A 20,207-nucleotide genomic window follows, 5' to 3' on the forward strand; every position below is an offset into this window, starting at 1 on the left:
CAGCGCGTTTTCTCCTAACCTCTATAAAATAATTTATTTAGAATGCTTACGTTGATAATTTGCTATGTTTTCGTATTCAGTCTGTAACTGACGTGACAAGCGAATAAAAATTGGTGCCAGTTCACGATATGCCTGAAAGTTTTCAGGCATTGGTTGATACGTGTTCGCTGAGCCGATGTACTTCTCAATTTCATTAAGATTATCAATCTGACCCAATGCTTTTTGTGCCACAATAACGGCAGCCAAAGCACCTGATTCAAATGCTTCAGGCACAGTCACTGGTTGCTCAAAAATATCTGCAAACATTTGACGCCATAATGGTGACCGCGCAAAACCACCCGTGGCTTGAATAGACTTCAAATCGCCAACTACTTCTTCAAGTGCTAAGCTCACCATGTAAACATTAAATGTAATGCCTTCCAAAACTGATCGCAACATATGTGCTCGTGTGTGACCATGATTTAGACCAAAGAATGACCCACGAGCATTAGCATCCCAGATTGGCGCACGCTCGCCACCTAAGTAAGGATGGAATATTAAGCCTTCTGAACCAGCTGGTACGCGTGCAGCGATTTGTGTCATCAAATCATATGCATCTGTACCAAGCAAGGCAGCAGTTGACTTTTCGGCGTCAAACATATTATCTCGCGCCCAACGGAAAACATCCCCACCGTTATTAACCGGTCCACCAACTACCCAATGTTCTTTGTCTAAAGCATAAGTAAAGGTTCGACCTTTCGGATCAATCACCGGATGATCAGCAACTACTCGAATAGCACCAGACGTACCAATGGTAATAGCTGCAACACCTGGCTGAATCGCATTAACACCCAAGTTTGACAATGGGCCATCCCCAGCACCGTAGACAAACGGTGTATCAGCAGGTATCCCAATAACAGCTGCATATTCTGCTGCCATATTTGTTTCATAGGCATAAGGCTCTACAGTCATTGGCAATTGTGCTTTTTGTAACCCTGTTACTGATAAAGCTTGTTCGTCCCAATCTAAATTGAAAATATTAAACAAACCTGTACCAGAAGCTAGAGAAATATCCATTTTATTGACACCAAACAACCGGTGGAAAAGGTATTCTTTAATGCCAAGATAATGTGCTGCTTGGTTATAAACATCTTCGTGTTCCGTCTTTAACCATAGTAGCTTTGACAAAGGAGCCATCGGGTGAATTGGTGTACCAGTTTTTTGATAAATCTCTTGGCCAAGACCTGTTCGTTTAAGTTCTTCAGTGTATTTGACAGCACGCGTATCAGCCCATGTTATCACGCGTGTTAACGGCTGCCAGTTCTTATCGAAGGCAATTAATGAATGCATAGCTGATGAAAATGATACAGCTGATATTTTATTGCCTTCTGATAAGTTAGCCTGCCGAACGACATCACTTAAGGCATCAATCAAAGCTTCAAATATCTCATTCAAATCTTCTTCGGCCATATCTGGTATATCACGATAAAGTTGATACCCCTTATTAGCGCTAGCTACAACTTGGTTGCGATCATCAAACAAAACTGCTTTAGTTGATGTTGTGCCAAGATCGACACCAATCATATATTCCATAATTCACCTCATATCTATTGATAAGCGTTAATCAAATGCTAAACCAAACAGAAAAAGCTCCCTACTCGGGAGCTGCTACTCAAAATATCTTGAGCAGGTTTAATCATTATATTACTTAGCTGAATCCATTGCGTGACCACCAAAGCCATTACGCAAAGCTGAGACAACCTTACCTGTAAATGTATCATCTTGCAATGAACGGTAACGCATAGCAAGTGACAAGTAAATAACAGGTGCTGGTACATCAAGATCCAATGATTCTTGAACTGTCCACTTACCTTCACCAGATGAGTGCATACGACCAGCAATAGCATCCAACTTAGGATCCTTTGCGAATTGTTCTTCAGCCAATTCCATCAACCATGAGCGGATAACTGAACCATGATTCCACAACTTTGAAACAGCTTCATAGTCGTAATCAAATTGAGAAGCTTCCAAGACTTCGAATCCTTCAGCAATTGCTTGCATCATACCGTATTCGATACCGTTGTGAACCATCTTCAAATAGTGACCTGAACCCAAACGACCTGTGTACAAGTAACCATCTTCTTCGGCAATTGACTTGAACAATGGTTCGATAATCTTCCATGATTCGGCATCATCGCCACCAATCATGAAGTTACCACCGTTACGGGCACCATTCATACCGCCTGAAGTACCGGCGTCGAAGAACTTAATACCTGCAGCAGTTGTACGCTTGTTTTGTTCCAAGTTGTCTTTATAGTTTGAGTTACCACCATCAATGATGATATCGCCCTTGTCCATCTTTGAAATCAATGTATCAATTGTTGAGTTAGTTGGTACACCAGCTGGTACCATTACCCAAACAGCCTTTGGTGAAGGCAACTTTGATAGCATGTCGTCAATATCTGATGCCCCTTCAATTGCTGATGAGTAATCAGTTGCTGCCTTAACAAAGTCAGCGTTCAAATCAAACGCAACAACTTCGTGACCGTTATCAACGGCGTTCTTTACCAAGTTCAAGCCCATCTTACCAAGGCCGATCATCGCAAACTTCATGGTTCACTTACCTCTTATATGTTTTGTATTTTTACTACTATTTCATTATATGAAAATTTTTTACATATTGCAACCCTGTTATTGTAAATATTTTTCTTTTCTTGTATAGTTAACTATAATAAGTTATTCACATTATGTAATCATCGGAGAATGGCATATGGCTCAAAATATCATTGAACAATTACGTGCACAAAAAAAACAATATAATAGCACCGAAAATAAGTTAATTGACTATATTTTGCAAGACACTGTTCGCGCAAGAGAAGCAACCATTAGGGAACTCTCTAATGGTTCAGGCGTTTCAACCGCAACGATTTCACGTTTTGCTAAAAAAATTGGATTTGACTCCTTTCGTGATTTTTCAATGTCATTGGCCAGTGCCACCACAACGCTTTCGCCTGTCGATTTTTTTGGTGAAATTACAGATAATGATGACACTGATGCGATTGCTCAAAAAGTTTTTGCTGGGGCCAGCAACGCCCTCAAGGCGACTGTTAATCATTTAACAGCCAGTATGTTAGACACAGCAACACACTATCTAGTGGCTGCTAATCGTGTCGGCTTTTTTGGTATTGGCGGCTCATCTCTAGTTGCGTTTAATGCATACCATAAATTTTTACGTACACCATTAAATGTCATCGCCCATCCCGATTACGATATTCAACTCATGCAAGCTGTCAAACTAAATAATCATGACGCCGCTGTCGTGATTTCTCATTCCGGACGCAACAAAGATACCTTACTTATTGCACAAAAATTAAAAGAAAATCACGTTAAAGTAATTGCTATTACGGCTTTTGCTGAATCGCCCTTAGCCAAATCAGCTGACCTAGTCTTATTATCCTTGGCTGAAGAAATTAATTTTCGTAGTGAATCAATGAGTTCGCTGATTGCCCAAATTACAATCATTGACACGTTGTTTACATTAGTTGGTTCGCAATTATCGACACGAACACAAGATGTAGTCGATACCATGCGGACAACTATCGAAGAAACGCGTGCACATTAAAAGCGCTGACAATATTGTCAGCGCTTTTAATATCTAATTTTGTTTTAACATGGCCTTTGCTTGATTAGTCAACATGTCAATAGCAACTAAATTCTCGCCCCCTTCTGGGACAATAATATTAGCATATCGTTTAGTTGGTTCAACGAATTGATGATACATAGGCTTAACAGTTGCCAAATACTGGTCAATGACACCGCGTACTGTTCTACCACGTTCATCAATATCGCGTTCCAAACGACGCAAAAAGCGAATATCATCATCTGTATCAACAAATATTTTCATATCTAATAAGTCACGTACACGCGAATCGTTAAATAACAAAACGCCATCTACAATGATGACATCTGCTGGCTCAACAGGTTCAACTTCTTTGGCGCGCGTATGATTTGGATAATCATATATTGGCTTACTAATTGCTTCATGACGTAATAAACGTCGTAAGTCAGATACAAATAAATCTGTTTCGAAAGAATCTGGATGATCATAATTTGTCTTAACACGTTCTGACATTGGTTTGTCAGATTGATCTTTATAGTAAGAATCTTGCTGAAGTAATATAGCTGAAGAACCATCTTCTGTCAATCGGCGTACTAACTCACGACTAACAGTCGTTTTCCCCGAACCGGAACCACCTGTAATACCAATCACTAAGGGTTTCAATCCCATTATTGTTTTCCTCCCTCACTAGTAGCAATATCATCTGACAAACCCTCTAGGTTAAGAGACATATCTCTAAAATCGCTATCTTCAAGTGGGAAATGTTGTCTAAATTCATCGAAAATCTGTAACGTCCCGTCAATGTTCTGGCCTTCAAAATCAAGAATGTGGCCACCAAACTTTTTATCATCTGACAAAAAGTGAATATGCCACCCTGCAGCCGTAGGGCCACTAAAGACGCTAGGGGCAAAATAACCAACAATGGTCCCACTAATATCTTTCTCTTGAAATTCTGATTGGTTTGTTGCAACTTCTAATAGACTTGGATATGGTGTTTCTTGTTTCTGTGCGACACGAACATGCATATTTGAAAAGTCACCATGGAATTTGACTGCGGCAAAAATATTAGTCAACTTTTCTGACTTTAGTTGTTGACTTAATGTGTCGGTTGATGTCTCGGAAAAAGGTAGTCGGCGCGTTGGCTGATTAAAATGTACCGACACAAATGGCATCTTGGTATCCTTATCAGTGATATGGTTCAGTTTGCCATCACTTGTTGCTTGATAAACCTCACCATCTAAAACAATAACTTCGCCATCTAGACCAGTTAAAGTGCCAATACCTGTATCCCCGTGTGTTAATAACTCCGCGACTGTAATGGTGCCTTGTAATTGTTTGCCCATAAGCATGGCTAAAGTACCGTGTTGATATAAACTACTCATTATGTTCATCTACTATGCATCCTATCTGACGCACTTCCTCCATATCTTATTAACTTCATTTTAAGCGAATAAAAATGGACTGTAAAGCCTTTACTGAACTGTTTAACAATTTCAAACAAAAAAAGCGACCTTTCGGTAGCTTAATGACTGTTTTTAGTGCGTGCAACACTTTCAACTAGCAAACGAACATAATTGCGATCACCAGTTGGCCCAGGATGCACACCATCATCAGCGAACCAGTCTAAATGCTGTTTTGCTAAATCAAACCAATCAATCACATGTAAATTACTGTATTGTTTCTGCGCATCAGCTAACATCTGATTATTATCATTCTGCCAAGAACGGCTTTGAACAAAATTATTAAACCAATAAACTTGTCTCTTTTTACCAAATGTCTGCATCATTTTGTCAAGATCTTGTCGTTTAATATCACCATTTGTCCCCAAACCAATCACAATATTAGAGGCTAACTTACCTTGTGATGACATCTGGGCAACAAGGTCCGGTGTTTGGTAAGATTGACGTCCCACAGCAGCATCAACGAATATATTTTCATTTACTTCTTGTAAGTATGGAGCTGCATCTAACATCACTGAGTCCCCAATTGCTGTAAATGACATCTCTTTAAAGGCCAAATATTGTGATTTTTTCAATCCATAGCTTGAAATAATTGTTTGTTGTGCCGGTGTCAATTTAGTTGATTCAGAGGCATCATGTTTATTAGTTTTGCCTTGCGCTGCCTTAGCGTTCCGTTGCGCAACTTTTTGTTGATTAGATTTGAGTTGCTTCTGCAATTTGGTTTCTGGCTGTGCCATACCCGCCCGATGATCAAGTAAGCCGTTACCAATAAACACCGTCAGACAAACAAGCGCAATCATGACAGCAAAAAACAAATTGCGTGATCTCGCCAGGCGCATGATGACAAGTTTAAAGGCAGCCGGCTGACGAAAAATATTCTCAACAAAACGATAACTCAGCTCACTGAGTAAAAGCACAATCGCAACTTCAATGACCATATTGAGCAGATTAGGCTGATAATTTGGGATTAACTTTTCATAAAAAACAAAAACTGGCAACTGATATAAGTAAATGCTATAACTCCGGGTGCCTAAGTAATTCAAGATTGGTTGGTCGAGTAGATGACCATACCACGAAGCTGGATGCGCCGTGACGGCAATTAATATCGCAACAACTAAGGTAAACAAATACATCAAGCCATAATAAGTACCTTGATGTTGCCCATTAAGCCACAGAAAACCACAAATTGTTAATATGAAGGCTATTGTCCCTGTCGTATTTAAAAAATCACGCGTTTTTGGCTGAACCGCCGGATTGAGTCGGTTAGATGGCCATAAAAATGCCAAAGACGTTCCAATTAGAATAGCAAACATGCGCGTATCTGTCCCATAATAAGCGCGATTGATTGCCTCTGGCTGATATAATACTGCCATGGCTATCGCACTCAATAACGATAAAAATAGCAACATAATCGCAATATATGGTCGCTTAAGCTGTTTTTTTAATAACCACCATACGATGAACGGCCAAATTAAATAAAATTGTCCCTCTATTGATAATGACCATAAGTGCGTAAACGGTGAGGCCCCACCGAATTGTTGAAAATAAGATTCACCATGCCCAATAGCCCAGAAATTATAGACGTACAATAAATTAGTAACGACTGTATAGCGTAAATTATAAATAAGCTGTTGATCAAATAATAAAATAATCACAATGCTCAATAAGAGCATGCCTAATAATGCTGGATACAGTCTTTTTAACCGCCGTATATAAAATGTCACTGCAGCAATTCGTTGCTTATCATCAAATTCTTGGATTAAAAGGTCGGTAATTAAATATCCTGACAAAACAAAAAAAAGTGGTACCCCTAACCAACCGCCAACGAGCTTGTCAGGCATCAAATGAAAAGCTATTACACCAATAACTGCTAAGGCTCTTAGCCCATCAAACCCCTTAATATAACGCTTTTTTGTCATTTGAAATATGAACCTTCCATCGTAAATTTGTTCAAAATAAAAAGCAAACCACTTTTAATAGTTTACTTTTTTAACGTTTAAATGTCAAATATTACTATTATATTTCTAAACAATGATATTATTAATTAATTGTTGTGCCACGACGTTCCAAAGTGTGTGGCAACTTAACTTGCGTGTCATCAATAATTTCATTATTCATCAGCTTGGTCAACATTCGCATAGCCACAGCACCGATATCGTACTTTGGTTGCCCGATAGATGTGAGTTCTGGTCGTGTGACAATAGTAAATTTAGTATCATTTGAAGTAATAATCTCAAAATCTTCAGGGATACGTTTGCCATGCTCGCGCATGTAATTCATAATACCTAGTGCCACTTCGTCATCATAAGCAATAACACCATCGGCCTCTGCTGCTAAAATTTTCTCAGCAATCTGAAGGCCTGCGGCATAATCTTGATGCGCGACAAAGAGAAGTTTGTCATCAAAGACAATATCAGCCTTTTCTAAAGCAGTTTGGTACCCAACTAAACGATGTAATTTATTGATGGCATGCGTCATAGGACCAGTGACAAGTGCGATGCGCTTGTGCTTATTTTTGACCATTGTATCAACAGCTTCTTCAACTGCTTTAACATAATCAATATTAACACTTGGTAGTTGGCCTTCAGCATCAATCGATCCCGCCAATACAACTGGTGCATCGGCGCCCGCAATCGTATTTAAAACTTCACGATCTAATTCGTTCCCCATAAAAATAATGCCATCAACTTGCTTACTAGCCAAGTTATTGACTGCCATGGTTTCTCGTACCGGATCTTCATCCGTATTAGTCAATAGCACGTCATAGTGGTACATATTTGCAACATCATCAATACCACGTGCCAATTCTGAATAATACATATCCGTTACATCAGGCATAACAACACCAATGGTTGTTGTCTTTTTGGAAGCTAAACCACGTGCTACAGCATTAGGATGATAACCTAATTCTTCAATGGCATCTAATACTTTGCGTTTAGTTGATTCACGCACATTACTATTGCCATTGACGACGCGCGACACTGTTGCCAATGATACCCCAACGCGATTAGCGACATCATAAATTGTTGCTGAACTTTTTTTCTGCATCATTTAACCTTCTTCAATCATCATATATCTCATAAAACATCAACGTGTTAATATACCTCTGTCTATTATAGCAAAAAAAGTCAGGATTGCAAACGCTTACAACGTTATATTTACGAGTTTTCATCAATGTTTCTGTTTGTTACAAGAAAGGAACGTCAAAGCTAAAAGTGTTAAAATGTAATTAACATTAAGTGAAGAAGGAATAATATCTTATGGTAAATCAACAAAAATTAACTCATTTTGTCTCATGGCTTAATCAAAATGAACTGTCTGGTGCTATTATCACCAATTTTCATGATGTTGCTTATTTTTCAGGCTTTGAATCGGATCCCATCGAACGTGTTCTCGCACTCGTTGTTTTTTCCGACCACGAGCCACTATTATTTGGTCCTGCGCTCGAAGTCAATAGTATGCGCGCTAGTGGTTGGCCATTTGCCGCATTTGGCTATGCTGATCATGAAAATCCTTGGCTTATCCTTGCGCAACACATTAAACAGACAACTTCAGGGACAAAATTTGGCATTGAATATGACCATTTAAGCGTTGCCCGCTTTAATGCATTGCAAACAGCCTTACCAAGCTTATCCTTTAAAACTGATGTCACAAATGAAGTCAACCAACTACGATTACTTAAAACCCCGGCAGAAATTGAGCATATGATGGCTGCTGGAAAGGATGCTGATCGTGCTTTGACCATAGGCTTTCAAGCTTTGACATCTGGTATATCTGAATTAGCTGTATCAGCTAAGATAGAATATGAGTTAAAAAAATCAGGTGTCGCAGCCATGAGTTTTGACACGTTAGTCCAATTTGGAACACATGCTGCCGACCCTCATGGTGCCACTGCGACACGTGAATTAGCAACAGGTGAAATGGCCCTTTTTGATCTAGGTACAATAACCGAAGGGTATGCATCTGACGTCTCACGAACCATTGCGTTTGGACAGGTTGACCCCAAATTACAAGAAATTCATGCTGTTACATTGGCAGCACAACAAGCAGCGCAATCACAGGCAAAAGTTGGCATGACAGCCGCTGAACTGGATGGCATTGCTCGGCAAATTATAACTGATGCCGGCTATGGTGACTATTTTGTGCATCGATTAGGTCATGGCTTAGGCACATCAGTTCACGAGTACCCATCAATTATGGCAGGCAATAACATAACATTACAAGAAGGCATGGCCTTTTCAATTGAGCCAGGTATATATATACCTGGTCTGGGCGGTGTCCGTATCGAAGATTCAGGTTATATGAGCCACACTGGTTTTATCCCATTTACAACAACATCTAAATCACTGTACCAATTATAAAAAGCTATGTCTATCAAGACATAGCTTTTTATAATGCTTTAACAAATGCCATGATTAATATTGGCATCATTGTCACAAAATTATTGACAAAATGCACGGCAATACTATCTTGTAAGTTCCCTGTATGCTTATAGACATAGGCTAGAAACATCCCCATCGACATGTAGACAAGATAACTTAAGCCATCTGATAAATTCGTTGGTATTTTACCCATATGCGGAAAGGCAAATAAAATACCCGATAGAATGATACTTGCCCACCACCAAGATTTTCTGAAAAAATAATTAATTACCAGTCCGCGAAAAACAATTTCTTCCACTACCGGTGCTAGAAAGATAGCATAAATCATCATAGCAATCATAACTAAATTGATATGTGCTGTAAGTGATTGTATGGCTGCTTGATTTTCAGTTGTCGTATCGCCAGTCAATGTGAGACGTAAAAAATTAACAACCATTTCAATGCCCAACATCGCAAAAAACAGGCCAATGATATACCATATATGTTGCCAGTGCCTAACGTTAATACGATGAAATACCGGCGCTGTTGTTGTGCGCCTTAACAGGCGATAAGCGTAATAGCCAATCGCTAAATAAGATAAAAATAACATCATGATAAACAAGATTTGCAGCCAAACTGACTTTTGCATAGCTGCAATTTGTAAGAATGCTGGCGACAGCATCAATAAGAATGCAACAACGATGAAATTAACAATACGCTGCCACAGATATTTAGGTGTTGGTTGGGTTGTTAAATTAAGCAAATTACTCTTCCTTATCCAAATGTTCTTTTCGCGCATAATAGAATAACACGATATACCCGATATTGACAATTAAAAAAAGCACAATGGCTAAAATCAGCGTTACATGTACTGGCCAGTGAGCTGAACGACTCACAAAAAATAGCAGTATGAAAAATACTGCTGAAAATAGACCAAGTAAAATTCGTAGTATGAGGTTTGTCATATTACTGACCTGCATACTGATTAATAAAATCAGCAACAGCACCTTGATTATTAGTCGTTTTTAATACAACATCAGCAATGGCTTTGATTTCAGGTTTAGCATTCGCTACAGCAACGCCGACACCTGCTTTTTTAATTTGCGCTGCATCATTCAAATTATCTCCCAAAGCAGCAGTACGCTCATGAGAAATATTTAAAATATCAGCTAATTCCAATGCAGCCGTGCCTTTATCGACACCTTCTGGATTGAATTCAACATAACGTTCTGAACTAAACGTCAACAACACGTCTTTTTCAACCACCGCAGTAACTGCATCAGCTATTTTCTGACGTACTGCTGGATCTGGATGTTCGAAGATAACTTTCATAATGGGTGCTTCTTCTGATAAAAACGTCAGGTTATCATCAGTTAGTGCTGTATAGGGTACTTGCCGTTCTGCCATATATTTCTTATCCGATGGTGAAATATTATAAATAAACAGTTTGTCTAGCGTGTAGATATGTGTATCAACATCAGCTTGTACCTGTCCCAACTTAAATATTTTTTTTGCTAAGTCAAGTGACATACCATGTTGCAAAATCACCTTTTCAACACCAGCCGGTGATATCGCAACGATAGCACCACCATTGTACGATATCACGTATTGTGTCTGCTGATTAAGGCCTAATGTATTGAGTGTGCCATAAACTGATTTATATGAGCGTCCCGTATTTGGGACGAAATAACCACCGTTTTTTGTAAAATCTTGGATTGCCTCGATATTTTTAGGGTTGATACTACCATCATCATTAAGTAATGTTTCATCTAAATCTGATAAAATTAACTGAATCATGTATTTTCACCTTTCAACTGTCATTAATTACATTATACCTAAACTAGCCAATTTATTCGTGGTTAACTTGGCCAATAAAATTAAATCGCTCACCACATTTTACACAACGGTAGTTTGCCGTATTAAAGCGACGTTGTCGATAAACTGAGTGTTGATTTTGACAACGATACAACCATAAACGATAATGCTTTTTGCTATCTGATAGTTTTGGCGCGTATCTTAAGCCTGCAACACGCTGTAGCAACTGTTTAAAATCTAAATCACGATGTTGATAACCTTTGTTTGCTATGTGTAAATGATAGTGTACCAGCTCATGCTTAATAATACCGATAAATTCTGGTAGATCAGACATGCTAGGATTAAATTCCAAGTTATGAGTTTGTAGTAAATAACGTCCGCCCGTAGTTTTTAAACGCCGATTAAAGGACGCCTTGTGTTGAAATGTCAGGTTAAAATAACTGATGGACACTTGTTTCACTAAATTTTGTAATTCTATTTCTGTCATCATTTCAATAGGCCATGCGTAACCAAGTATGCTTTAGCCACTTTTGACGCGCTCTCATGCTTAACATTAACCGCATAGTTCATTTTCTGCATATCGGTATTAGAAATTCGATTATCTAAGCGATTTAGGGCTTTAACAATATGTGGATTGCGACTTGCAAACTCAGACTTCATCAAAGCGGCACCCTGATAAAATGGGAAAAAGTGTTTGTCGTCGGTAAGCACTTTTAATTTGTAGGCCACCAATTGTGAATCAGTAGCATAAGCATCAACAACATTGACTTGATCTTGGTTAATTGCTTGGTAACGTAATGCTGGATCCAAACTAACTGTTGGCATTTTTAACCCATACATTTTTTCAACCCCAGGCATGCCATCAGAGCGATCTAAAAATTCTGCCGTCATACCTGCTTTGGCATTTGGTAACTTAGTCAAATCGCCGATACTATTCAGCCCGTATTTTTGAGCAGCTTTTTGTGTCACCGCAATAGCATAAGTATCATTAAAACGCATTGGTTTGGTTAACAGAAGACCTTGTTGTTTCGCTACTTTTTGTGCAGCATTATAAGTAGTTTGTGCATCAGCGCCAATCGGTAACTTAACAGGGTTTTTAGCAAGAGAAGCTGTTACTGTACCTGTAAATTCAGGGTAAATGTCAATTTTATTACTTTTTAATGCTTGATATAAAAATGTTGTCACACCAAAGCTTGGCTTTAAAATAACCTTAGTATTAGGTTGTTCTGCTTTAATTAACTGTGCATACATATTAATTAAAATTTCTGGTTCGGATCCAAGCTTCCCAGCAATCGTGATAGTCTGCGGTGCTGACTTATCTGGCAGTAATGGCACAACACTGCCACCAATAAACAAAATAAGCAACAAGGATAAGGTGATACGACGTAGCCAACCTCGCAGGCGAAACAGCCAATTGATGAGTTGACCGCCTAATATTGCTAAAATTGCCGAAGCAATCGCACCAATCAAAATCAAGTCAGTATTATTGCGATCGATGCCAAGTAGAATAAAATCACCTAAGCCACCTGCGCCAATCAGGGAAGCCAAAGTAGCGGTTCCGATAATTAGCACTGTTGCTGTACGAATTCCAGCTATAATGTTGGGCATAGCCAAAGGAATTTGAATCAATCTTAATACACGACGTCTGGATAATCCGAGTGCCTTTCCTGCGTTTAAGGTATCTTGTGGTACACCGGTTAAACCCAGATAAGTATTTTGAAAAATTGGCAGTAGCGCATAAATGATTAGCGCGATAAGTGCCGCCGGTGTACCAATGCCAACTAGTGGTATTAATAGTCCCAAGACAGCTAAAGACGGTAATGTCTGAAATACGCCGGTAATCTGTAAAAGCCATTCTGCATAACGCCGGTGTTTTTCTGACCAAACCGCAAGCGGAATGGCAATTAGAGAGGCAATAATAATTGCAACGACTGTTAATTGAATATGCTGCCACAAGGCTGACAGAAACTCACTGTGACGCGTAATCAATGTATGCCACATATTTTACTGTCCTTTCTTCATCCATAATTTATTGTATAGAGCCCATTGTACAGATAAAAAAGCGATGACGCAAAAGCAAATGAACGTTACACCACAAAATGATTAAAAGAAGTAAGGTAAATCAGAGGCGATTGTCGGGTAAGCATAAATATGATTGGTTACGTCTTGATAATTTGCTTTTTGGTTAATTGCTGATGTGAGATAGTTAATTAATTCATCAGCATGTGTGCCAATTACAGTCGCACCAACAATAACCCCAGCATCATCAAGGATTATTTTAGCATGAACAACTGGTTCGCCCATACGATAATAGCTAAACCAATTTGTCATATCTAAACTGTGACTAGTAAGATTTGGCTGGTTTTCAGCTTGTTCAAGCGTTACACCAACTTGAGCTAACTTAGGTGTGCCATAGACAACAACTGGTATGGCAGGATAATTAATTGGTGATTGCTGAGCGTTAACAATTACCTTAGCTACATAACGCCCTTCGTAAGCGCCTACAGGCGTAATCTTTGCAACACCAGAGTTAGCGACATCTCCAACAGCATAAATATGAGGGTTGGTTGTTCTGAGATACTGATTTACTCTCACGCCAAAATGCTCATACATCACACCCGCGTGATTTAAGGCTAACGTATCTGCATTACTGATTCTACCGACAGCACTGATAACTTTTCCGACTTTTATACCACTATTTTGGTTGCTATGAACAACAAAATCATGATTGTCTTGACTGATGGCACTAACTTGCATATTGTAGTGAATAATTACCCCGCGTTTTTCGAGTGCATTGACTAAGCGCTTGACTAGTTCTTCGTTGAATTGCTTCAAAGGTCTTTGATTGTGCACAATCAAATGTACCTCGGCACCTGCGCCCGCTGCTATGGCGGCAAATTCAAATGCAATATAGCCCCCACCAATAATGGCAATGGCCTTTGGCATTGTGGCTAGGCTCAAAAATGCTTCAGAATCAATCGCCAAATCAGCACCCGGAATAGTCAATTTTGCTGGCCGTTGACCAACGGCAATAACCCAGTCGGTCGCCTTGATAGTAGTATCGGTTGCCCCAATCTTAACTGTATTATGATTCACAAATTGCGCTTGACCAAAAACATGATCAATCTCATTTGTTGCTAAAGAAGCCAATGTGCTTTCTGATACTTTTGATGTAAATTGAGTTTTATGCGCCATTAATGCCGACCAATCAATTGCGTTGTGTCCTTTAACACCCTTATCGGCTAAGAAAGTAACACTTTCTTTGGCTTCCACAGCAGCCAGTAGTAATTTTTTAGGATCGCAACCATAGTTTGGACATGTTCCACCCCAAAGATATTTTTCGATGACAACAACTGACTTACCTGCTTTTTTTAAATCTTGTGCGGCTGCTAAACCAGCTGGCCCAGAACCAATAATACCTACATCATATTTTTTAATAGTCATCATCTTACCCCGTCACTTTCATTCCTGATAAAACGCAAGGTACTATCACATTTTACTTATACACATATTCTAACAAAGTCTGGACAAAATGCTCCAAACTTACTTGATCTTCTAGGGTAAAGCGATTCAGCTCAGGCGAGTCAATGTCTAAAACACCAAGGCGTTTACCATCTCTCGTTATGATTGGCACCACAATCTCTGACTTAGATTCAGGATCACAAACAATATGACCTGAAAAACTATGAACATCTGAAACGATAATCGTTTTCTGAGCAGAAAAAGCTTTGCCTACAACCCCTGACTCTGGCGAAATAAGTGCCACGGCTGGTTTACCTAAAAACGGTCCCACAACTAATTTATCGGATTCTTCATCATAAAGATAGAAACCAACCCAATTTAACTGCTTCATATTTTGAAATAGAATTGCAGCAGCATTTGAATAATTAGCGAGTTGATAATTTTGACTTACTTCACCTTGAATCCAGGTCTCTAATAGTTGTGAAATCAAAGGTACTCTATTTTGTTCTTCTAACATTGTAATTCACCTCAACAGTTATCTATTATTATCAAAAAATGAAAAAGCATCCCTGCATAAAAAATTTACGCAGGGACGCTTAGCGTGGTACCACCCATGTTCATAACCACAAAACTGGTTATCTTAAGACGCAAATTTTTAGCCTAACAATCTAAAAATTTGCCTCAGAAAGATAACGGTTTCTACCGGATCACTAGCTTTCACCAGGTTACATGTTACATGAGTTCATCTTCACACAAACAACTTGACTGTTTTCACCAAACACAGCTCTCTTAGCAACTCACTCGTGCAACGCTTCTCAACATTTATTTGATTAACTTGAGCTTTAGTATACACTAACGTTTAGTAAGTGTCAAACAACCTTTTTAGGTTGTTTGATGCGTTACAATATAGTCAACAGTTTGTTGCAAGGTAACAAGACTTTCAGCATCTTCATCAGAAATACTGACATTAAACATGTCTTCGACTTCTAACACTAACTCCACAAAATCAATTGAATCAGCATCAATATCTGTTAAAAAATTCAAGTCCGGGGTAATTGCATCTCGGTTAACATTAAATCGTTGCGCAATTTCGTCTGCCATCATATTATAAATAGCGTCTTTTTCCATAGCCATTATGTGATCTCCAATATCATTCAATCATTAACTCCAAAATAGTATACCACATATTTAAGCGTTTATTTGCGCATTAAGCGCTTCCTTACCGGCTTGTAATTCTTCTGTATGTGTATCAATATAATTTTGAATATCACTGACCAAATGCTGATCAATCATTGTCTTAATTTGTCCCATTGTATTCGCAACTGCTGTCGCTTTAGCCGAACCATGCGTCTTAACCACTGGCGCCTTAACGCCTAATATAACAGCGCCGCCAGCCTCATTATAGTCTAATTTCTTTTGAATCGATTTGAAAGCTGGCTTTAGCAACGCACCGCCCATTTTACCGCGCGTACCTGAATCCATAATTGCTGCTTTGATTTGCTTAAGCATCATCAAAGCAGTGCCTTCGGTTGCCTTCAAAGCAGCATTACCAGAAAAACCATCAGCCACAACAACGTCAGCAGTGCCTTCCAATAATTCACGTGCTTCAATATTGCCTAAAAAGTTAAACGATGGCGCATTTTTCATTAATTGATGCGCTACTTTATGCACTTCATCGCCTTTATCTTCTTCTGCACCATTATTAAGCAACCGAACTGTGGGTGATTGGATGCCTAACACATGAGAAGCGTAAAAACTGCCCAAAATACCATATTGATATAAGTGTGCTGGTTTACTATCTGCGTTAGCACCCAAATCCATGAAGACGAACTGATCGTGTTCACCTTCAAAGCTAGGTAGCGCCGTTGCCAATGCGGGTCGATCTACACCTTTAATACGTCCTACTAAAAAGATGGCACTTGATAGTAACGCACCTGTATTACCTGCACTAAATAATGCATCAGCGTGCCCTTCTTTAACAGCAAGCGCAGCGCGTACCATCGAAGAATCCTTTTTACGGCGCATAGCCTTAACTGGTTCGTCACCCATTTCGATCACTTCAGTGGTGGGTATGAGTTCAATACGTTCCCAATTAGTCACGAGTGGTTTCACTTCAGAGGCGGTCCCATAGAGTTGAAAATCAATATCATCGTAACGATCACGTGCTATTTCAATCCCTTTAACGATTTCAAGTGGTGCAAAATCACCACCCATCGCATCTACTGCTATTTTCATGTATTTAAAATCTACTAGCTACTATTACTCGAGCTAGAGATATCCTCCAAATTATTAATCTGTTCTCTATTCTATCATTTATTCCGTTATAACGTCGACTATTCACACTATTTCGCTTGATGATGCTTACGTGTTAAGAAAAATACAATCGACATAATAATCAAGAAGCCCAAACCTATAAACAAAGGTATCCTTGTTGCAGGATTGACAACCATATAAGCCAAAGTCACCAGTAACATGATTATCGCAAAATAATTTGTAAATGGTGCTAGTGGCATCTTAAACGGATGATCAGCCATATGATGTTTATTATCATGTCTGAATTTAATTTGACACCATAAAATGACAAACCACGGAATCATACCAGGCAATGTACTAGCAGAATAGACTAATACGAAAATACTTGAACTGCCATGCCAAAATAACGGCAATAAAGCATTAAGTATAATACCAATTAGAATTCCACCCGACATGGCCAAAACCGGTAAAGTCGGCACACGATGCTTTGATAATTTCAAAAATTTTGGTGACAACTCTTTATTCAGAGCTAATGTGTATAACATACGGCTAGAACTAAAGATCCCCGAATTTAGAGCTGACATAGCGGCCGTCAACATGACGAAATTAATAATACCAGCTGCTGCTGTAATCCCTACGCGTGAGAACGTTTCTACAAAGGGTGAACCAAGCTGATCCAACTTATTCCATGGATAAATCGTCACAATAACAAAAATTGCACCAATATAAAATATCAAAATACGAGCAACAATTGATCGAATTGCTGCAACAATCGCATGTTTAGGATTTTCAGTTTCTCCGGCGGTAATACCAATAATTTCAATACCTTGATAGGACGTCATCACAATCGATAAAGCGAACATGAAGCCATTAAAACCACCAGCAAAGAATGGTCCATGTGACCATAAGTTTGAAAAGCCAATGGGATGCCAACCATTACCAAAGCCAAGTAGAATAACCATTAAGCCCAAAATGATCATTAAGATAATTGTGACCACCTTAATCATTGAGAACCATGACTCCATGTTACCGTAAGCTTTAACCGTTGTCATATTAGCTAATGTCAAGGTCCCCAAAACAACAATCCCAGTAACCCAATTAGGCACACCTGGGAACCAATAATTGAGATATAGACCAACCGCAATTGTTTCTGACACACCAACGGTCAACCACTGGAAGACATTTGACCACACAGTCAAGTATCCGGCTAATGGATGAATGTATTTTGTAGCATAATTGGCAAAAGAACCAACCGTTGGATCAACGTATAACATTTCTCCCAATGCACGCATGACGAGATAAAGCACAACGCCAGCTAAAGCATAGGCTAAAACAACAGAAACCCCTGTCCACTTAATTGTTGAGGAAGACCCCATAAATAAACCAACACCAATCGTTCCGCCTAAGGCGATCATCTGCATTTGATTGGATGACAAATCTCTATTTAAGCCACCATTATTTTTTCCTGCCATACGTACTCCCTTGCCATATTCATTCAAATAAAAACCAATGTGTTAAATGCCAGCGTCAAAAAAAAGCGCCCCTAGAACATATTATGATGTTCTAGGGGCGCTTTTGCGCGGTACCAACCCAATTTTGGACATTCTGGAACGCCCATCTTACGATAATTAGGTTAACGACCAATTACACCGACATTGCTTTCAGTACATAACCTAATCACAATATGCTTCAACGGTAGTTTTTCGTCAGCTACTTTCACCACTTTCAGCAACCGTGGTGTCTCTTTAAAAGTAAACATAACTAATCGTCCGTCTCAACGCTTGTAACAATAATACTATGGTTTTTGTATTTTTGCAAATACTTTTTTTCATTACAATAAAAAAGCAAGTAACTTTGAAGTTACTTGCTTTTTATGGAATATCCCAAAGGTCTCCTGATAGTTATATCAGTGCTCCCTCTCGGACTCGAACCGAGGACCTTGGGATTAAAAATCCCCTACTCTAACCAACTGAGTTAAAGGAGCAAACATGCCTTAGCACATTTATATATATTACAGAGTTTCATGAAAAAAAGCAACCCTTTTTCAAAACTTTTTTAATTATCTTTTTAATAGTTCCTCAAAGTGCTGATACAGCAACTATTACAGCAAATAAAAAACACCACTTTCATGGTGTTTTTTATGGTTTACTTTTCAATGTCGCCATCACTTAAATCATCTAAATCATTGGTTCCAGTTAATTCTGTTAAATTATCGTCGATTGTTTCGTCGTCACCAACAGCAATTTCTTCTTCTTCGTCGTCTTCAACCTCGACTTCAGAATCATCAACATCAACATCTGTTTCTTCTTCGGTAACTTCACCGAAATCTTCATCTTCAGGATCATCATCGTTATAGTCAATAACATCATCGTCAGCCGCTGAGTCTGCAAACACATTAACTTTTTTAGCGGCCTTTTTACGCTTTGGTGCGTCGTCATCATCATCGATTTCATGAATAGATTCATCAATTGCATCAACAGGATACCAAGCACGCAAGCCCCATTCATTATTACCTAATGAGATAAACGAACCATCTGTATTTAAATCCGTATAAAATTGCGAGAGGCGTGACTGGAACGTCTCTGCATCAACTGCCAAAAAGTCTTGAATTTCTTCAACTAATGAGCTAAATGGCATAACCGTCTTATGTTCTGATAAAATTGCAGTTGCAATTTCAACCAATGCTAATTCTTCTTTTGGGTGATTGCCTAATTGTGTGAGTGCCATAGTGCACGTCCTTTCGAGTTTCTAACTAATTAAGTTTACTAGATTTATCAGCAAATTGCAACTGAATATCATACTCACCAACAATTGTATCATGTGCATACAACTGATAGCTCAATGCGAGAGTCCCTTGTGTTTGCGTCAAGTCAACATCTACAGTCATCATTTTGGTGTCCGTCATTAATTGCATCTGGCCGGCTGGTGTCTGATAATAAGCTGGTAACCGTTGTGCCAATGCAAATGTTAATTTGGTGGTACTGTCACCAACACGATGCAACCTTACAGCATCTTTTTCAAATTTAAATAGGACTTGCGTAGGTGGCTGATCGGCTATGATCTCCGTATAGCGCAAAAAAATAGCGTGTTGCTTAATTAGTAACTCGCCACCGACATTAAATTCAAACGTTTCTGTGTCATCATTTTGCTTTACGGTTGTTTTCAAGCGAATCATGACAATTTTTTTTTCAGTATCTGGCATTCTGTCCTCAATATTAGTAAATCAATTATTTTTTCGTACTATAACCATATGTTATT

At 38.9% G+C, this 20,207-nt stretch carries 21 protein-coding genes and 1 tRNA gene; 2 read left to right on the forward strand and 20 right to left on the reverse strand.

The features are described 5' to 3' along the window. Positions 1 to 33 precede the first annotated feature (33 nt). Together gntK and gnd are read right to left on the reverse strand one after the other, a co-directional pair. Positions 34 to 1,572, reverse strand: coding sequence for a gluconokinase (gene gntK / locus FAZ25_RS00660; protein WP_004903151.1), 1,539 nt, complete (start codon positions 1,570 to 1,572; stop codon positions 34 to 36). A 111-nt stretch (positions 1,573 to 1,683) separates the two neighbouring features. After that, positions 1,684 to 2,592, reverse strand: a complete 909-nt coding sequence (gene gnd / locus FAZ25_RS00665; RefSeq protein WP_004903153.1) for a phosphogluconate dehydrogenase (NAD(+)-dependent, decarboxylating) — start codon at positions 2,590 to 2,592, stop codon at positions 1,684 to 1,686. A gap of 157 nt (positions 2,593 to 2,749) precedes the next feature. Between gnd and FAZ25_RS00670 the strand changes: the two genes are divergently transcribed. Then, positions 2,750 to 3,601 carry a MurR/RpiR family transcriptional regulator gene (locus FAZ25_RS00670; RefSeq protein WP_004903155.1) on the forward strand — a complete coding sequence of 284 codons (852 nt, stop codon included), beginning with the start codon at positions 2,750 to 2,752 and terminating at the stop codon, positions 3,599 to 3,601. A gap of 33 nt (positions 3,602 to 3,634) precedes the next feature. Here FAZ25_RS00670 and udk read toward each other — a convergent pair whose 3' ends face one another. The 4 genes from udk to ccpA form a co-directional block, all read right to left on the reverse strand. Continuing rightward, positions 3,635 to 4,267 carry a uridine kinase gene (udk, locus tag FAZ25_RS00675; protein WP_004903157.1) on the reverse strand — a complete coding sequence of 211 codons (633 nt, stop codon included), beginning with the start codon at positions 4,265 to 4,267 and terminating at the stop codon, positions 3,635 to 3,637. Continuing rightward, positions 4,267 to 4,980 (reverse strand): acetolactate decarboxylase, encoded by a 714-nt coding sequence (budA, locus tag FAZ25_RS00680; RefSeq protein ID WP_004908982.1) that lies wholly within the window; start codon positions 4,978 to 4,980, stop codon positions 4,267 to 4,269. Before budA ends, udk begins: the two co-directional genes overlap by 1 nt. A 140-nt stretch (positions 4,981 to 5,120) precedes the next feature. Then, positions 5,121 to 6,977 (reverse strand): acyltransferase family protein, encoded by a 1,857-nt coding sequence (locus FAZ25_RS00685; protein WP_004908984.1) that lies wholly within the window; start codon positions 6,975 to 6,977, stop codon positions 5,121 to 5,123. A gap of 121 nt (positions 6,978 to 7,098) precedes the next feature. After that, a complete protein-coding gene (gene ccpA / locus FAZ25_RS00690) occupies positions 7,099 to 8,106 on the reverse strand; it encodes a catabolite control protein A (RefSeq protein WP_012305072.1) in 1,008 nt (335 codons plus the stop codon). Between the two features lie 212 nt (positions 8,107 to 8,318). Between ccpA and FAZ25_RS00695 the strand changes: the two genes are divergently transcribed. Continuing rightward, the gene (locus tag FAZ25_RS00695) at positions 8,319 to 9,419 is read left to right on the forward strand and encodes a Xaa-Pro peptidase family protein (RefSeq protein WP_004903165.1); all 1,101 of its coding nucleotides are present in this window, start codon (positions 8,319 to 8,321) and stop codon (positions 9,417 to 9,419) included. 28 nt (positions 9,420 to 9,447) lie between these two features. Here the strand turns inward: FAZ25_RS00695 and FAZ25_RS00700 are convergent, their stop codons facing one another. The 14 genes from FAZ25_RS00700 to FAZ25_RS00760 all read right to left on the reverse strand — a co-directional run bounded on the left by FAZ25_RS00700 (position 9,448) and on the right by FAZ25_RS00760 (position 20,151). After that, the gene (locus FAZ25_RS00700; RefSeq protein ID WP_036061180.1) at positions 9,448 to 10,182 is read right to left on the reverse strand and encodes a CPBP family intramembrane glutamic endopeptidase; all 735 of its coding nucleotides are present in this window, start codon (positions 10,180 to 10,182) and stop codon (positions 9,448 to 9,450) included. 1 nt (position 10,183) lies between these two features. After that, a complete protein-coding gene (locus FAZ25_RS00705) occupies positions 10,184 to 10,384 on the reverse strand; it encodes a hypothetical protein (RefSeq protein ID WP_040190134.1) in 201 nt (66 codons plus the stop codon). Position 10,385: 1 nt separating this feature from the next. Then, positions 10,386 to 11,216: a Cof-type HAD-IIB family hydrolase gene (locus FAZ25_RS00710; protein WP_004905735.1), complete on the reverse strand. Its 831-nt coding sequence runs from the start codon at positions 11,214 to 11,216 to the stop codon at positions 10,386 to 10,388. A gap of 52 nt (positions 11,217 to 11,268) precedes the next feature. Then, positions 11,269 to 11,724, reverse strand: coding sequence for a SprT family protein (locus tag FAZ25_RS00715; RefSeq protein ID WP_004903180.1), 456 nt, complete (start codon positions 11,722 to 11,724; stop codon positions 11,269 to 11,271). After that, the gene (locus FAZ25_RS00720) at positions 11,721 to 13,235 is read right to left on the reverse strand and encodes an ABC transporter permease/substrate-binding protein (protein WP_004909082.1); all 1,515 of its coding nucleotides are present in this window, start codon (positions 13,233 to 13,235) and stop codon (positions 11,721 to 11,723) included. The genes FAZ25_RS00715 and FAZ25_RS00720 overlap by 4 nt, the downstream gene beginning before the upstream one ends. 102 nt (positions 13,236 to 13,337) lie before the next feature. Next, positions 13,338 to 14,681 (reverse strand): NAD(P)/FAD-dependent oxidoreductase, encoded by a 1,344-nt coding sequence (locus FAZ25_RS00725; RefSeq protein WP_227005684.1) that lies wholly within the window; start codon positions 14,679 to 14,681, stop codon positions 13,338 to 13,340. A 49-nt stretch (positions 14,682 to 14,730) separates the two neighbouring features. After that, positions 14,731 to 15,213: a GAF domain-containing protein gene (locus FAZ25_RS00730; RefSeq protein WP_004903187.1), complete on the reverse strand. Its 483-nt coding sequence runs from the start codon at positions 15,211 to 15,213 to the stop codon at positions 14,731 to 14,733. A 365-nt stretch (positions 15,214 to 15,578) separates the two neighbouring features. Beyond that, positions 15,579 to 15,830: an acyl carrier protein gene (locus FAZ25_RS00735; RefSeq protein ID WP_004903188.1), complete on the reverse strand. Its 252-nt coding sequence runs from the start codon at positions 15,828 to 15,830 to the stop codon at positions 15,579 to 15,581. Positions 15,831 to 15,884: 54 nt separating this feature from the next. Then, a complete protein-coding gene (gene plsX / locus FAZ25_RS00740) occupies positions 15,885 to 16,931 on the reverse strand; it encodes a phosphate acyltransferase PlsX (protein WP_004903191.1) in 1,047 nt (348 codons plus the stop codon). 107 nt (positions 16,932 to 17,038) lie between these two features. After that, positions 17,039 to 18,421, reverse strand: a complete 1,383-nt coding sequence (locus FAZ25_RS00745; RefSeq protein ID WP_004903194.1) for an amino acid permease — start codon at positions 18,419 to 18,421, stop codon at positions 17,039 to 17,041. A gap of 161 nt (positions 18,422 to 18,582) precedes the next feature. Further along, a complete protein-coding gene (locus tag FAZ25_RS09665) occupies positions 18,583 to 18,708 on the reverse strand; it encodes a hypothetical protein (RefSeq protein ID WP_004905743.1) in 126 nt (41 codons plus the stop codon). Between the two features lie 151 nt (positions 18,709 to 18,859). After that, positions 18,860 to 18,933: transfer RNA gene (locus tag FAZ25_RS00750), tRNA-Lys, on the reverse strand. A 161-nt stretch (positions 18,934 to 19,094) separates the two neighbouring features. Then, positions 19,095 to 19,676, reverse strand: a complete 582-nt coding sequence (rpoE, locus tag FAZ25_RS00755) for a DNA-directed RNA polymerase subunit delta (RefSeq protein WP_004903195.1) — start codon at positions 19,674 to 19,676, stop codon at positions 19,095 to 19,097. Between the two features lie 25 nt (positions 19,677 to 19,701). Then, positions 19,702 to 20,151, reverse strand: coding sequence for a DUF1934 domain-containing protein (locus FAZ25_RS00760; RefSeq protein WP_040176653.1), 450 nt, complete (start codon positions 20,149 to 20,151; stop codon positions 19,702 to 19,704). Positions 20,152 to 20,207: the final 56 nt, after the last annotated feature.

This window comes from Leuconostoc sp. LN180020, assembly GCF_014844115.1.
Taxonomy (GTDB): domain Bacteria; phylum Bacillota; class Bacilli; order Lactobacillales; family Lactobacillaceae; genus Leuconostoc; species Leuconostoc citreum.

Bases quoted from the DNA above. Each gene is read 5' to 3' on its own strand.
- gntK (WP_004903151.1), bottom strand. From the start codon at position 1,572: ATGGAATATATGATTGGTGTCGATCTTGGCACAACATCAACTAAAGCA.
- gnd (WP_004903153.1), bottom strand. From the start codon at position 2,592: ATGAAGTTTGCGATGATCGGCCTTGGTAAGATGGGCTTGAACTTGGTA.
- FAZ25_RS00670 (WP_004903155.1), top strand. From the start codon at position 2,750: ATGGCTCAAAATATCATTGAACAATTACGTGCACAAAAAAAACAATAT.
- udk (WP_004903157.1), bottom strand. From the start codon at position 4,267: ATGGGATTGAAACCCTTAGTGATTGGTATTACAGGTGGTTCCGGTTCG.
- budA (WP_004908982.1), bottom strand. From the start codon at position 4,980: ATGAGTAGTTTATATCAACACGGTACTTTAGCCATGCTTATGGGCAAA.
- FAZ25_RS00685 (WP_004908984.1), bottom strand. From the start codon at position 6,977: ATGACAAAAAAGCGTTATATTAAGGGGTTTGATGGGCTAAGAGCCTTA.
- ccpA (WP_012305072.1), bottom strand. From the start codon at position 8,106: ATGCAGAAAAAAAGTTCAGCAACAATTTATGATGTCGCTAATCGCGTT.
- FAZ25_RS00695 (WP_004903165.1), top strand. From the start codon at position 8,319: ATGGTAAATCAACAAAAATTAACTCATTTTGTCTCATGGCTTAATCAA.
- FAZ25_RS00705 (WP_040190134.1), bottom strand. From the start codon at position 10,384: ATGACAAACCTCATACTACGAATTTTACTTGGTCTATTTTCAGCAGTA.
- FAZ25_RS00710 (WP_004905735.1), bottom strand. From the start codon at position 11,216: ATGATTCAGTTAATTTTATCAGATTTAGATGAAACATTACTTAATGAT.
- FAZ25_RS00715 (WP_004903180.1), bottom strand. From the start codon at position 11,724: ATGATGACAGAAATAGAATTACAAAATTTAGTGAAACAAGTGTCCATC.
- FAZ25_RS00720 (WP_004909082.1), bottom strand. From the start codon at position 13,235: ATGTGGCATACATTGATTACGCGTCACAGTGAGTTTCTGTCAGCCTTG.
- FAZ25_RS00725 (WP_227005684.1), bottom strand. From the start codon at position 14,681: ATGATGACTATTAAAAAATATGATGTAGGTATTATTGGTTCTGGGCCA.
- FAZ25_RS00730 (WP_004903187.1), bottom strand. From the start codon at position 15,213: ATGTTAGAAGAACAAAATAGAGTACCTTTGATTTCACAACTATTAGAG.
- FAZ25_RS00735 (WP_004903188.1), bottom strand. From the start codon at position 15,830: ATGGCTATGGAAAAAGACGCTATTTATAATATGATGGCAGACGAAATT.
- plsX (WP_004903191.1), bottom strand. From the start codon at position 16,931: ATGAAAATAGCAGTAGATGCGATGGGTGGTGATTTTGCACCACTTGAA.
- FAZ25_RS00745 (WP_004903194.1), bottom strand. From the start codon at position 18,421: ATGGCAGGAAAAAATAATGGTGGCTTAAATAGAGATTTGTCATCCAAT.
- FAZ25_RS09665 (WP_004905743.1), bottom strand. From the start codon at position 18,708: ATGTTTACTTTTAAAGAGACACCACGGTTGCTGAAAGTGGTGAAAGTA.
- rpoE (WP_004903195.1), bottom strand. From the start codon at position 19,676: ATGGCACTCACACAATTAGGCAATCACCCAAAAGAAGAATTAGCATTG.
- FAZ25_RS00760 (WP_040176653.1), bottom strand. From the start codon at position 20,151: ATGCCAGATACTGAAAAAAAAATTGTCATGATTCGCTTGAAAACAACC.